The sequence below is a fragment of the Streptomyces sp. NP-1717 genome (assembly GCF_022695985.1).
In the GTDB taxonomy this organism is placed as follows: Bacteria; Actinomycetota; Actinomycetes; order Streptomycetales; family Streptomycetaceae; genus Streptomyces.
The window spans coordinates 23,652-35,562 of sequence record NZ_JAAPBF010000002.1; the positions used below are offsets into that span (position 1 = coordinate 23,652).

Consider the following 11,911-nt stretch of genomic DNA (forward strand, 5'->3'; position numbering starts at 1 on the left):
GCGTCCGGGGTCAGGCCCATCTGTTCATGGCATCTGTGGGGGATCGGAGTGCAAACGACAGGAATGACCGGTACCGGTGGCCCATGTGTCCGAATCCGGCGGGGCCGCTACCGCTCCACAAGAAGTGGACCGGAGCCGCTGGAGTGAACAAAGCCACTCAGGGGGCCACCCACGACCCGCCATGACCGAAGGAAATCAGTACGACGCCTGCTCCCCACGCCCGCGGGGATGGTTGACAATCCGCTCGGACTCCGCGCCGACCGGCGCAAGGCCCCCTGTCACCGCCTCGGACATGCTCAACCTGTCGGCCCGCTCGGGTGAAATTGCCGGATGCGGCCGAGTTCATGCCGCGGCGGTGCGGCGCAGCGTGAACCAGAATGTCGGGACCGGGTTCGTGCCGGGCGTCACGTCGGCCAGATCCCACCCAGCGAACCTGGCTGTGAGTTCGTCCGCGGTGACGCCGGACCACGAGTCGTCAAACGCCCCGGGCCCGTACCCGAACATCAGCAATCGTGCACCGGGGGCGGCACGCTCGGTGAGGCCGGCGGCGTAGTCGTCGCGGCGGTGCGGTGGAATCCCGCAGTAGCAGCTCAGGTCGAAGAACAGGTCGTACGGGCCGGGCACGCCCACCTCGTCGAGTCGGGTGGCGTCCCCGCACAGCACCGTGACGTCCGCTCCGGCCGCGTCGGCCTTCTCCCTCGCCTGCCGGACCGCGCGGTCGACCAGGTCGACGGCCGTCACCCGCCAGCCGTGCCGGGCCAGGTACACCGCGTTGGTCCCGGTCCCGCAGCCGAGTTCGAGCACCCGGCCCGCCATCGGCGCGCCGGGCCCCTCTATCAGGGCCACCAGCTCGGGCGGCGTGATGCCGCTGTCCCACGGCGGCTTGCCGTCCCGGTAGAAGTCCTCCAACACGCGGCGCACAGCGGCCTCTTGGTCGAGCTCCGCAGCCGTCCGAGTCTCACTCATCACTACCCCTCAATAAATTAGAGTTCATCTCTAGTGTCTGACTCTAGAGATAGACTCCCGGCATGGATGCGGTCAAGGGATCCGACGGACAGAACATCAAGCGCCCCGACAAGCGGGCCGAGCGCTCGCGGCGTACCCGCGAGAAGATCGTGGTGGCTGCGCGGGAGCTGTTCGACGCGCAGGGGTACGGTGCGACAAGTCTTCAAGAGGTCGCGGATCGGGCGGGTGTGGCCGTCCAGACCGTGTACTTCGTGTTCCGCAACAAGCGTGCGCTGTTCAAGGACGTCGTCGACGCATCCATCGCGGGCGACGTCGAACCGGTCGCCACGATGGACCGCGACTGGTTCCGCGCCGCGTGCGCCGAGCCCACCGCGGCCGGGCAACTGCGCGCCCACGTACGGGGCGTACGCGACATCCTCGGCCGTGTCGCCCCGATCGTGCCGTTGATCGCCGCTGCCGCAGCCACGGACCCGGAGATCGCCGCGCAGTGGCCCGGCCCCGACCCGCGCTACACCGTCCAGCACGCCGCGGCGAAGGCACTGACCTCCAAGCCCGACGCCCGCCCCGACATCGACACCGCTCGCGCCGCCGACCTGCTCTACGGACTTCTCAGCCCGGAGCTGTACCTGATCTTCGTCCGCGACCGGGGCTGGTCCCCCGGCGCCTGGGAGAAGTGGGCCTGCACAGCCCTGATTGCCGAGCTCTGCACCGAACACAAGTAAGCCGCCGGCCCTCGGCAGCAACTGCCGAGGCAGGCCCGCGACCGGCTGCGGCTGCGGCTTACGGCTGCGGCTGACGGAGACCGACCGGGGCGCTCAACTCCGCCGCACCGTCATCATTGTCGCGAGCGCCGCGGCGGCCGCACGCCCATGACGCGTCGCGCGAGTACGGGTGGTGGACGCGTGACGGCAGCCGCCGCCCTCACGGCCGTGGCACCGGCGGACACGGGACCGCCGCACCACGTGCCGCGAGGGCGGAAGGGCCGTCAGGCCCGGGTGTTGACGCTTACCGGCGCGGTCCCCGTGTAGGGCGTCCAGCCCTGGAGCGTGGCCGGAAGGCCGACACGGGTGTTGCAGTCGATCACCTGGAAATGCAGGTGCGGCGCGGTGGAGGCTCCCGTACTGCCCGACCAGCCGATGATCCGGCCCTGCGGGACCCAGTCACCGGTGTTGAAGATCGCCCTGTTCAGATGCGCGTAGTGCGTGCACTGGCCGTTGGAGTGCCGGATGATGACCTCGATGCCGTTCTGCCAGTACGGCGACCAGTCCGACACGAGAACCGTGCCGCCCTGCGCGGCGGACACCTCGTAGTTCGCCGGCAGCCCGAAGTCCCACGCGTACTCGTTGTACGGCCCGGTGTGCGAGTACGTTCCCTCCGGCCCCTGGGTGACCGTGTACGCCTCTCCCGCCGGGTACGGGAGTTCGTAGTAGTAGTCGACTGCCGCGGCAGGACTTGCCCCGAGCAGGCCCGCCCCCACCGCGATCAGCGTGGCGCTCGCGGTGGCTGCCAGGCGGTGCAGGACTCTTCTCGTGCTGAACACAATGCGTCTCCCGTTCAATTGCCGGACGTAAATCGCCTTGAGCGTGTCATCAAATGGCTTGCGTTGAAAGGCATTTGGTGGACCGAATTATCGCGGCCCTGCCGGGAGTGTCACTTGCAGGAAATCGGGCGAGTTCCGGAACTGGATCAACTCCCCGGCAGATCTGCAGAACGCCTGACATAACGGCCCCTATTTTCACGATCCGGGCTGCTGCCTGATGAAAGGACACACGGTGACACGCGAGGTCAGGCGTCACGTGTGCCTGAACTCGTCGGGTCCTGGGAGACGAAAGGGTGAAGGCCTCATGTCCCATCTGCTCGAAGTGTCCGACCAGCCCAGGCCGGAAACATTCCGCCTCGATAAATTCCAGTTGGTGGCGATGCCAGAGCGACCGATACACGGTCTTTCATTTCTTCGATCGAACGTGCCGCCTTGGCCATCACCCAGATGGTGTCCTCACCCACTCCCAGAAGCGACAAGGCGCGGCATCGCGACCCGCCGGCCTCGCCGGCGATGTGGGCGTGACCTATTGGACGACAATTTCTAGCAGGCTTGTTGCGGACCGGAGTTGAGAGTGCCTACGCGGCCTACGGAGGTCTCGTCGGAGAGGCCGGTGCCCGCCGGCCGGGCAATGAAGCAGGAGTACTTCGTCTTGTTGATCACCTCCAGATGGATGTGGGCACCGGTGTCGCCGTTCACCTGGTAGCAGGAGGAGTAGCGGAACCTGCCGGTCTGGCCGAGCCGGGTCCAGGGGCCGACGGTGGCGCCGACGCTGATCGCGTCGGGCTTCTGGTCGACGTGCATGACGTCGGCACGGCCCACGACGGCACCCGTCGCACCGTCGCTGGCCTCCAGCCCGATGCGCCAGCCCCCGTCCGCGAGGTTGCCCGTGGCGCAGCCGGGGGTGACGGTCACCACCTTCACGGTCACCGGGTTGCCCGCCGAGGTCTTGCTGCCGAACGGGGAGACGACCGTGGCGCCGGGGTTCTGATAGATGTCCACCGACCAGTCGTTGAGGTAGCCCCAGTTGGAGAAGACCCGGTGGTGGGAGGAGGGCGGTGTCTGCCCGAACCGGTCCCACAGGGAGGGGCCTTGGACAGGCGGGTAGACCGCGACGGTGTCGGCGGCCTGCGCCCGCGCGGGCCGGGTCTCCTGCGCCTGGCTGATCGGAGCGGTCAGCAGGACGGCGGTGGCGGACAGTACGGACACGATCGCTGGACGAGCGGCGCGACGGGGTGGCATGGGGACTCCGCGGTGAGAAGTGGGGGCAGAGCGACGCATCAGCCAACCACTCAGCCCCCGGGCGGGACATCCCCCGAACAACCCATAGGGAGTACCAACTCGCGGCAGCTAAGGGTTTGTTAGTGGTGGGCCGTAAGACCCCCGGTCACGCTCGGAAGTGAGGGAGAGAATCACGACCAGGATGGTCCCCGATCAGGAGTAGGCCGGACAACAGGTGGGCGACGCGCGGGCATTCGTAGCCTGCGTCAGCACGATCAGGATCTCCGGATCGCCCGCGGCCCACTGGCGTGCGGCGACGAGCCGTCCGGAATCGGCGGGTGAAAGGGCGCACCAAAGCGACAACAGGGACTCCCTTGTGCTTCTCGGTCTTCAGCACTGAGGAGCTGCACCGGGGCCCTGCCCTTATCCGGCTGTCGCACTGCGACCACCCGTACGGGACGGCAACTACCCCTGAAGCCCGGTCGGTCCGGAGCCACGATGAGCCCTACGCAACGAAGACGACCGGAGATCGTGTCCGGTTTGCGCGTCCGTCCCGGCGAGATAACGGCGGGGGCCGCCCGGAGAACCACCCGAGGCGGGAGATCGTCTTTACCGGCCGCCGCCGAGTTGGCCGTACGAGCTCTGAGCTGTGGCCACGCGTCGCGGATATGTTCCTGATGCCTTCGGTACGCTCTCCGAGGCTCGGATCGTGAGCTGATGGTGTGTCGGGGAGGACGAACGTGTCCGGTGGGCGGCTCGACTCGGAGTGGGTGCGAGGTTGGTGTGAGCAGACTTCAGCTGCACTCGAGACCTTGATGTCATCGTTTCTGCGGACGCATGGGTTCCCGCCCGGCGAGAACGCCGTCATCCTCGCCACCGATGCGAGCAGCGAGGCGACGGACGCGCTTGTGGACCTGACGCCGATTCCCTCGGACCTCACCACCCTTTACTGGGTGATTGGCGAAGTCTCCTTGCCTGATGTCGAGCACGGATACTTCATCCACTCGGCCTCGACGGCCGCCGACCAGTTCCGCGAATACGGCTCCGTTCAGGTTGATGACGATCCGTCGGCCATCGTGTTCGCCAGTGACGGTGGTGGCCATCTCTTCGCAGTGGCAGGCAGTGGCCGAGTCTGGAGGTCGACCACGGCATCCTGGTCCGACGGGTTCGAGGTTGCCGCGGAGTCCGTCCAAGGGTTCCTCGAACAGGTCGGTCACAGGGTGGCCGACCGGAACTGACCGATCAGTGACATGCGCGCAGCGTCCGCTTCCGTGCGTCTCAGGCTTCGGGGTTCCGCGTGAAGGCCCATGCGGACACAGTCATCAGCACCACGATCAGAGCGATGCTCGACACCAGCGCGGCGGCCACCGCGCCGCCCGGCTCCCAGCCGAGCGCGAGGTGGCGCGATCCCTCCACGGCGTACGTCACCGGGTTCACCCTCGCCACCGCGCCCAGCCAGCCGGGCAGGATCTCGGTGGGAACGAAGGCGCTGGACGCGAACATCAGCGGGAAGCTGACGAAGAAGCCGACGCTGGCGAGGACGTCAACCTTGCGCAGCCAGACCGCGAGCGCGATGAAGATCCAGATGAGGGACCAGATCACCACCAGCGAGAGCAGCGCCGCGCCCACCAGCCCCCCGACCCCGCCGGAACAGCTGTAGCCGAACAGCAGGGAGGCGCCGGCGATCAGAATGACGAGGTGGACGACGGAGCGGGTGAGGTCGGCGAGCGACCGGGCGACGAGGGTGAGCATCAGAGTGAGGGGCAGGACGCGAAAGCGGCGGACCATGCCGCTCTCGATGTCACGCAGGAGCCCGACGCCGGCCCCCTGTGCCATTCCGATGCCGGTCGTGACCAGCAGCGCGGGCAGGAGGAAGTCGATGTAGTCAACCTGTCGGGGCAGTATGGCCGGGGTCGCCATACTGCCGAAGATCTGACTGAACAGGGTGAGCATGATGAGCGGCTGGGCGATACCGGCGAGGATGATCCGGTGGTCGGCGTAGACGATGCGAAGCTGCCGCAGCGTGAGCACCCACAGTTGCAGCGCCATGCCGCTGCCGCTCCACAGCGGTCCGGACCGTGACGGGGCTTCGCCGCGTGGTGCGGTCCGCGCCGCCTCCCGGGTCGGTACGGAGGTCATACGGGCTCCTGAACTGAAGTCTGTGCGCCGTCACCGATCAGGGCCAGGTACACGTCGTCCAGCGACGGTTCGCGGTAGCGGATCTCCGCGACCTCCTGGCCGGCCGCGTCCAGCAGCCGCACCACGACGGCCAGTTCCGTGGAGGCGACCGCCGGCACGCTCACCGAGCGGTCGTCGTGGTCGACGGTGGGCCGCAGTCCGCCGGTCGCCAGCGTGCGGGCGGCCTCGTCCGGGGTGCAGTCACCCGCGAGCCGCAGGAATACCGACCCCGTACAGGTGCTGCCCTTGAGCTCGGCGGCCGTACCGGAGGCGATGACCTGCCCTTCGCCGAGGACGGTGATCCGGTCGGAGAGCCGGTCGGCCTCGTCCAGGTACTGCGTGGTGAGCAGGACGGTCGTCCCCGCGGCTGTCAGCTCCTCGACCATGTGCCACAGGGAGCGCCTGCTGGGCAGATCGAGGCCGGTGGTCGGCTCGTCCAGAAAGAGCACGTCCGGCCGGGAGACGAGCCCGATGGCCAGGTCCAGGCGCCTGCGCATGCCGCCCGAGTAGGTCCTGGCCGGACGGTTCGCGGCGTGCGTCAGATCAAAGGCCTCGATCAGGTCGGCGGCACGCTGCCGCGCCTGTCGCCGGGTGGCACCGCTGAGCCGGGCCACCAGGACGAGGTTCCCGGTGCCCGAGAGCGCCTCGTCCAGCGCGGCGAACTGCCCGGTGACGCCGATCCTGCCGCGGACCGAGCGCGGGTCGCGGGCCACATCGAAGCCGGCGACCTCCGCGCTGCCCGATGTGAGCGGGTACAGCGTGGACAGCACGTTGATCAGGGTGGTCTTCCCGGCGCCGTTGTGGCCCAGCAGGCCCAGCACCTCGCCGCGGGACACTTCCAGGTCCACGCCACGCAGGGCGTGGACCTGGCCGAACCGCTTGTGGATTCCCGTTGTTCGAATCATGGTGGTGCCCCTCTCAGTCGAGCACGTGGCCGAGCGGGGCGCGCAGCACGCGGGAGCGCCGGTGGTTGAGATGGATGAAGGTGCGGTGCAGCCAGCGGTCACCGCCGTCGTAACGCGGGACGAACGCCGTACGGCCGTGCAGGGCCACCCGGTTGTCCAGCACGGCGAGGTCCCCGGCGACCAGACGCACCGACTCGGCGACCGTGTCCAGGCATCGTTCCAGGACGCGCGCGGCCCGCTCGGCCTCGTCGTCGACAGGGCGGGTGGCGTGGAAGTCGACCCGCACGTCCGGGTCGTCGGGGTCCCCGGTCAGGATCGGGTGCGGTTTGGCCGCGCCCTCCGGCTGCCCGAAGGAGGGTGGCGGGTCGGTGAGGAAGCGCGGCTGGCGCAGCACTTCCCGCGTCCGGTCGTCCAGCCCCTCGACGGCCCTGCGCACCGAGGCGGTGCGCAGCCCGGCGGTGGACTCGTGGTCGCTGCGTACGCACAGCAGGGTGACGTAGTCGGGGCGCCGCGGGTGGAAGGCGTTCTCCGTGTGGAGGGCGAGCACGGTGGATCCGGCGTTGCTCTGCTGGGCCTCCTGGCCCGGCACGGGGACCACGTTCTGGACCAAGGCGCCGGATTTCTCGTTCCGGAAGGCGATGAGCTCACCCAACTCCATGGAGACCGCGCTGATCACCGACGCGCTCAGGGTGGCGGCCCGTTCGACGGAGTCGGACTCGACCGGCGTCGGCGGTACGTCGTCCGCGCCGGGCAGGTTGCGCAGCAGCAGCACGCCGTCGGGGCCGGGGTCGTGCCGGAAGGTGCGCAGGCGCTCGCGCAGCCGCGTGGGCAGCCGGCAGGAGGCGCTGCGGCAGGCCGCCAGCCAGCTCAGCTCGTCCACCAGCGCCGGTCTGGTCTCGGAGAGTCGCGTGGCGAGCCCGCGCAGGCCGGTACTCTCCTCATGGGTCAGCGCGAAGGTGCTCTCGGGCATCATGCGGGGTCGTCCTCCACTGGGCCTCGGCGCCCGGCGCCGTCCTGGCCGGTCGAATGCGTACTGTCTCGGTGGGCGAAGAGCGAGTGCCGGTCGCTGCCGGCCAGGTCCTCCTCCTGGCCGCTCGCCACGTGGAAGCCGCGGCGCCGCAGCGCCGCGGTCACGCCGGCGAGCCGGCCCGCGGTCGGGCCCGCGGGGTCGTCGTGCACCTCCATCACGATCTGCCGGACGAGCGGCCAGTGCCGGTCCTCGATGCCGTGCAGCACTTGCGTCTCGCCGCGCTGGACATCGATCTTGAGTACATCGATCCGGTCGACCGGGTGCTCGTCGAGCACCGCCGACAGCGGGCGCAGCGTGCAGCGGACCGGGTGCTCGCGGAAGCGGTGGTCGAGAAGCTCGTCGAGCAGCTGGAGCGCTTCCGGCGGCTGTCTCGCGGAGACCACGCGTTGTCTGACGAACGCCTTCTCGCCCGCGGTGTCCGCGAACGCCCTGCGTGTGGACATCGTGGAGTAGCCGGGGTAGTGGGTGAATTCCGTCTCCTGCTCGCTCTCTGCCAGTCCGTACGGGAAGACCCGGGTCCGCGCGGAGTGCCGCCGCGTGTTCTCGCGCAGCAGGTCGAAGACGGGCAGGATGGGCTCGAAGGCGAAGACCCGCGCACGCGGACGCTCGGAGAGGACGAAGAGGCTGTACATGCCGATGTTCGCGCCGACGTCGAAGACCACCGGTGCCTCGGGCAGCAGGAGCCCGGGCGGCTGATACACACGCCGGGTGAAGATCTCGTCGTAGAGCAGCTCCGTCTCGTGCGGGTTGACGCCTTTCACGTCGGTGAGTGAGATGTTCATGGGCTCCGCTTCCTTGGGGCTTTCGGGGGCGCTTCGGGGGTCAGTCGGACATGGCGACCAGGACCCGGCGGGACCCGGTGAACGGCCTGCGGCCGTGGGCGACCCGTACGTTGTCGATGAGCAGCAGGTCTCCTGTGCGCCAGTCGACGTCGATCGCGCACGCCAGGCCGCGGTCGCGGATCTGGAGGACGTACTCGGCGGGGATGGGCGAGCCGTCGGCGAAGGTGACCGACTGGGGCAGGTCCGCCTGGGGCAGGGTCTGGAGCAGCGCGGCGCCCGCCTCGTCGCCGAGGGCGGCCGGGTGCCACTGGTCGGCCTGGTTGAACCAGAGGGTGGACCCGGTCGCCGGGTCCTCCACGACGGCCGGGCGGACCTGCGTGACGCGCAGGCCGCCGCCCGCCTTCCACTCCCAGTCGGTCCCGGCGGAGCCCAGGTAACGGTCGACCTCGTCGCGGTCCTCGGTCTCGAAGGTCTCCTGCCAGCTCTTGCCGAACCCCCGGCCGCCGTGCAGGTTCTGCGTATAGCGCAGCCCGTCGGCGAAGGCCTCCCGCACCACGGGATCGAGGGACCGGTACCACAGAGAGGTGTCGACGACCGGAGTGGCGCCGCCGGTCTCGGCCGCCTGCTGGCAGAAGAACAGCAGGCGCGCGGGCCATCGCGCCGCGTAGGACATCTCGCTGTGCATCGAGATGGTCAGTTCCCGTGGGTACTCGGTGGACGTGTAGAGGTTCTGGCCGACCTTCGTACGCGGCGAGTTGCCGTGCACGTACGCCAGACGGTCGGCCAGCAGGAGGGGCATGACGCGCTCCAGCGTCTCCGGGGTGATTGCGAAGCCGCGGAGAACGAGCGCGGCGTGCTCGGCCAGCAGCTCCGCGACGCGTCCGCCGTCGCCGAGCACGTCCGTCAGTCCGTCCGCCGTGGGCGCCACGGCCGGGTATCGCGGCGAGATCACCTTGGGCCGCCAGTCGACCGCGGTGCTGCCTGCCTGCTCAGGTGTGTGCACGTGCTCTCCTCGTCAGTTCTTCGTCCCGGTCGCCAGCAGGGCGACACGTGGCAGTTCGGCCCGGAAGCGGGCCCCGGCACGGTGGACGGTGAGGTCCCGTACGGCACCGGGGGCGTCGTACGGCAGGTCGGCGTCGGTGTAGCGGAAGATGTCGCGCAGCATGCACAGCACCGTGTCGCGCGCGTCCGCGCGGCTCTGTGCGGCCTCGGTGATGAGGGCGAGGCCGTACATGTCGGTCATGTAGTCGGCGAGGCCCGCCAGCGCCTCCTCCTCGCTGTCGCCCTCGATCACGACGGGGTCGTACATCCGGTCCGCCTCGACGTCCGCGAACCCGGCCGATTCCAGGTAGCCGCGCATCTCCTCCGCCGTGAAGTGCGGGTAGGCGTGTCCGGCCCGCGAGTAGGGGGCGACCGCCTCCCGGAACCAGCGCGCCACCGCGGAGCGCTCGTCGAAGTCGTGCAGCGCGACACGCCCGCCGCGGCCCAGGCAGCGGTACGCCTCCCGGAGGGCGGCCGGACGGTGCCCCACCTCCAGGTGGTGGGTGCCGTAGGCGAGCAGGACACCGTCGAGCACACCGTCACGGTGCAGCAGACTGTGTGCCTGCTGGCGGACCGCGGGCAGGCCGCGATCCAGGGCCGACCTGACCATGCCGGCGCTGACGTCACCCGTGATCAGGGGCACCGGGCCGGAGTTCCGGGCACCGCTCATGCCGCGCCACACACGGGTGAGAAGGCCGTCGCCGCCCAGTACGTCCAGGACGCGGCTCAGCGCGGCGTGGTCGGGGCCCGCCAACTCGGTGAAGAGACGTGCGATGCCCTGGCGGCGGGCTCCGTCGGCGCGCTGGGCCCGGCGGTAGGAGTCGCCGCGGCCGCCGTTGTCGTCGGTGTCGAATTCGTTGCGCCCTTCCAGCCAGCGCGCACCGGTTAGGGCAGCCATCCGGGCGGGGTCGAGGAGTTCGGCGACGTGCTGGTGGTACTCCTTCATGTGCTGCTCGTAGTCGTGCAGCGACATGCCGGGCAGGTAGCGGGTGTCGGTCCCTTGTGCCGTACCGCTCATGCGGATGCCTCCTTCGTCGCGGGTCGGATGTCGCCGGCGGGCACTCTCACGCCACCCGGTGTGGTCTGCCGCTCGGCGAGGAACTCGAGCACGAGCGCGTTGACCTCGTCGGGACGTTCCAGGTAGCCGTAGTGGCCGCACCCCTCGACCAGCCTGAAGTCGCAGTCGGGAATGGCTTGGGCGACCTCGCGGCCCAGGTGGGGCGGGCAGACGAGGTCGTCCGCGAAGCCGAGGACCCGGCAGGGCACGGAGACGTCGCGGTAGGCGGCGAGCCGGTCGGGGAAGGCGCCGAGGCCGATCTGCACGCGGGTGCCGGAACCGTCGTCGCCGGCGAGTTCGAAGAGCTCCAGCCAGTCGGCGGCCCGCCGGTCGTCGTCGAGGGTGCGCGGTGAGAGATTCTGCAGGGCCTTCATCGCGGCGTCGTAGGCGGCGGGCAGCCGCACTCCGCTGTCCCGGATCGCGATCTCCGCGTCGAGGGCTGCCCGCCGGGTGCGGTCCAGCCGGCCGCGGGTCGCCATGAGCAGCGCACCGCGGACCAGATCGGGCCGGGCCAGGGCGAGTTCCGTCGTGACGCGCGCGCCCAGGGAGGTACCGACGACGAGCGCGGGTCCGGCACCGAGGTGCTCGATGAGACCGGCCGTGTCGGTCACCATGTCGTCGATCGTGAACGGCCCGACGCCGCGCGTGGCTCCCACGCCCCTGTTGTCGAAGGTGACCGCGCGGAACCCCGCACGGGTGAGCGCGCCCACCTGGTGCAGATGCCAGGCGCGTCCCGCGGCACCGGTACCCATGACGAGCACCACCATCGGCCCGTCTCCGGTGCTGTTGTAGTGCAGCGGGATCCCGTTGATCTCCGCAGTCGGCATCGTGGTGTCCTTTCTCGCCGTTCTTCGCTCCGCGTGCGGGTTCGTGGCCGGGCGGGGGCGGTTGTGGGCAGGGTGAGGCCGGGCCGGGGCCGGTGGAAGTGAGTGACCACCGGCCCCGCCGGCGTCAGCTCGGGGTGGAGCCGGTCCGCTCGTGCTCCTCCATCGCCCTGACCAGGCTGTTGGGGCGCATGTCGGTCCAGTTGGTCTCGATGTGGTCGAGGCACTCCTGCCGTCCGGAATCCCGCACGACCGCCTTCCAGCCGTCCGGGATCTCCACGAACGCGGGCCAGAGCGAGTACTGACCCTCGTCGTTCACGAGCACGTGGAAGGTGCCTTCCGGGTCTTCGAAGGGGTTGGTCATCTC

General features: G+C 69.7%; 13 protein-coding genes. 2 read left to right on the forward strand and 11 right to left on the reverse strand.

What is annotated here, in order from left to right; translation table 11 throughout:
- Positions 1–342: 342 nt before the first annotated feature.
- Complete coding sequence (locus GXP76_RS00705; protein WP_242569401.1) at positions 343–966, reverse strand: class I SAM-dependent methyltransferase; 624 nt, start codon at positions 964–966, stop codon at positions 343–345.
- A 62-nt stretch (positions 967–1,028) separates the two neighbouring features.
- Here GXP76_RS00705 and GXP76_RS00710 point away from each other — a divergent pair, with 62 nt between their 5' ends.
- The gene (locus GXP76_RS00710) at positions 1,029–1,688 is read left to right on the forward strand and encodes a TetR/AcrR family transcriptional regulator (RefSeq protein WP_242569402.1); all 660 of its coding nucleotides are present in this window, start codon (positions 1,029–1,031) and stop codon (positions 1,686–1,688) included.
- A gap of 263 nt (positions 1,689–1,951) precedes the next feature.
- Here GXP76_RS00710 and GXP76_RS35485 read toward each other — a convergent pair whose 3' ends face one another.
- Both GXP76_RS35485 and GXP76_RS00720 read right to left on the reverse strand, forming a co-directional pair.
- Positions 1,952–2,506 (reverse strand): M23 family metallopeptidase, encoded by a 555-nt coding sequence (locus GXP76_RS35485; RefSeq protein ID WP_308354058.1) that lies wholly within the window; start codon positions 2,504–2,506, stop codon positions 1,952–1,954.
- A gap of 543 nt (positions 2,507–3,049) precedes the next feature.
- Positions 3,050–3,715, reverse strand: a complete 666-nt coding sequence (locus GXP76_RS00720; RefSeq protein WP_242569403.1) for a hypothetical protein — start codon at positions 3,713–3,715, stop codon at positions 3,050–3,052.
- A gap of 827 nt (positions 3,716–4,542) precedes the next feature.
- Between GXP76_RS00720 and GXP76_RS00725 the strand changes: the two genes are divergently transcribed.
- Positions 4,543–4,965, forward strand: coding sequence for a hypothetical protein (locus GXP76_RS00725; RefSeq protein WP_242569404.1), 423 nt, complete (start codon positions 4,543–4,545; stop codon positions 4,963–4,965).
- Between the two features lie 40 nt (positions 4,966–5,005).
- Here the strand turns inward: GXP76_RS00725 and GXP76_RS00730 are convergent, their stop codons facing one another.
- From GXP76_RS00730 to GXP76_RS00765, 8 genes are all read right to left on the reverse strand, one after another.
- A complete protein-coding gene (locus GXP76_RS00730) occupies positions 5,006–5,866 on the reverse strand; it encodes an ABC transporter permease (RefSeq protein ID WP_242569405.1) in 861 nt (286 codons plus the stop codon).
- On the reverse strand, positions 5,863–6,810 hold the full coding sequence (locus GXP76_RS00735) for an ATP-binding cassette domain-containing protein (protein ID WP_242569406.1): 948 nt from the start codon (positions 6,808–6,810) through the stop codon (positions 5,863–5,865). The genes GXP76_RS00730 and GXP76_RS00735 overlap by 4 nt, the downstream gene beginning before the upstream one ends.
- Positions 6,811–6,823: 13 nt before the next feature.
- A complete protein-coding gene (locus tag GXP76_RS00740; protein ID WP_242569407.1) occupies positions 6,824–7,783 on the reverse strand; it encodes a TauD/TfdA family dioxygenase in 960 nt (319 codons plus the stop codon).
- Positions 7,780–8,622 (reverse strand): FkbM family methyltransferase, encoded by an 843-nt coding sequence (locus tag GXP76_RS00745; protein ID WP_242569408.1) that lies wholly within the window; start codon positions 8,620–8,622, stop codon positions 7,780–7,782. Before GXP76_RS00745 ends, GXP76_RS00740 begins: the two co-directional genes overlap by 4 nt.
- A 40-nt stretch (positions 8,623–8,662) precedes the next feature.
- Entirely contained in the window at positions 8,663–9,625 is a 963-nt protein-coding gene (locus tag GXP76_RS00750) for a TauD/TfdA family dioxygenase (RefSeq protein WP_242569409.1), read from the reverse strand.
- Positions 9,626–9,637: 12 nt separating this feature from the next.
- Positions 9,638–10,681, reverse strand: a complete 1,044-nt coding sequence (locus GXP76_RS00755) for a class I SAM-dependent methyltransferase (RefSeq protein ID WP_242569410.1) — start codon at positions 10,679–10,681, stop codon at positions 9,638–9,640.
- Complete coding sequence (locus GXP76_RS00760; RefSeq protein WP_242569411.1) at positions 10,678–11,547, reverse strand: alpha/beta fold hydrolase; 870 nt, start codon at positions 11,545–11,547, stop codon at positions 10,678–10,680. Before GXP76_RS00760 ends, GXP76_RS00755 begins: the two co-directional genes overlap by 4 nt.
- Before the next feature lie 124 nt (positions 11,548–11,671).
- A complete protein-coding gene (locus GXP76_RS00765; protein WP_242569412.1) occupies positions 11,672–11,908 on the reverse strand; it encodes an MbtH family protein in 237 nt (78 codons plus the stop codon).
- Positions 11,909–11,911: the final 3 nt, after the last annotated feature.

Excerpts from the sequence above, each read along its gene's own strand:
- GXP76_RS00765 (WP_242569412.1), bottom strand. The coding sequence starts at position 11,908 with ATGACCAACCCCTTCGAAGACCCGGAAGGCACCTTCCACGTGCTCGTG.
- GXP76_RS00745 (WP_242569408.1), bottom strand. The coding sequence starts at position 8,622 with ATGAACATCTCACTCACCGACGTGAAAGGCGTCAACCCGCACGAGACG.
- GXP76_RS00740 (WP_242569407.1), bottom strand. The coding sequence starts at position 7,783 with ATGATGCCCGAGAGCACCTTCGCGCTGACCCATGAGGAGAGTACCGGC.
- GXP76_RS00760 (WP_242569411.1), bottom strand. The coding sequence starts at position 11,547 with ATGCCGACTGCGGAGATCAACGGGATCCCGCTGCACTACAACAGCACC.
- GXP76_RS00705 (WP_242569401.1), bottom strand. The coding sequence starts at position 966 with ATGAGTGAGACTCGGACGGCTGCGGAGCTCGACCAAGAGGCCGCTGTG.
- GXP76_RS00755 (WP_242569410.1), bottom strand. The coding sequence starts at position 10,681 with ATGAGCGGTACGGCACAAGGGACCGACACCCGCTACCTGCCCGGCATG.
- GXP76_RS00710 (WP_242569402.1), top strand. The coding sequence starts at position 1,029 with ATGGATGCGGTCAAGGGATCCGACGGACAGAACATCAAGCGCCCCGAC.
- GXP76_RS00725 (WP_242569404.1), top strand. The coding sequence starts at position 4,543 with ATGTCATCGTTTCTGCGGACGCATGGGTTCCCGCCCGGCGAGAACGCC.
- GXP76_RS00735 (WP_242569406.1), bottom strand. The coding sequence starts at position 6,810 with ATGATTCGAACAACGGGAATCCACAAGCGGTTCGGCCAGGTCCACGCC.
- GXP76_RS00730 (WP_242569405.1), bottom strand. The coding sequence starts at position 5,866 with ATGACCTCCGTACCGACCCGGGAGGCGGCGCGGACCGCACCACGCGGC.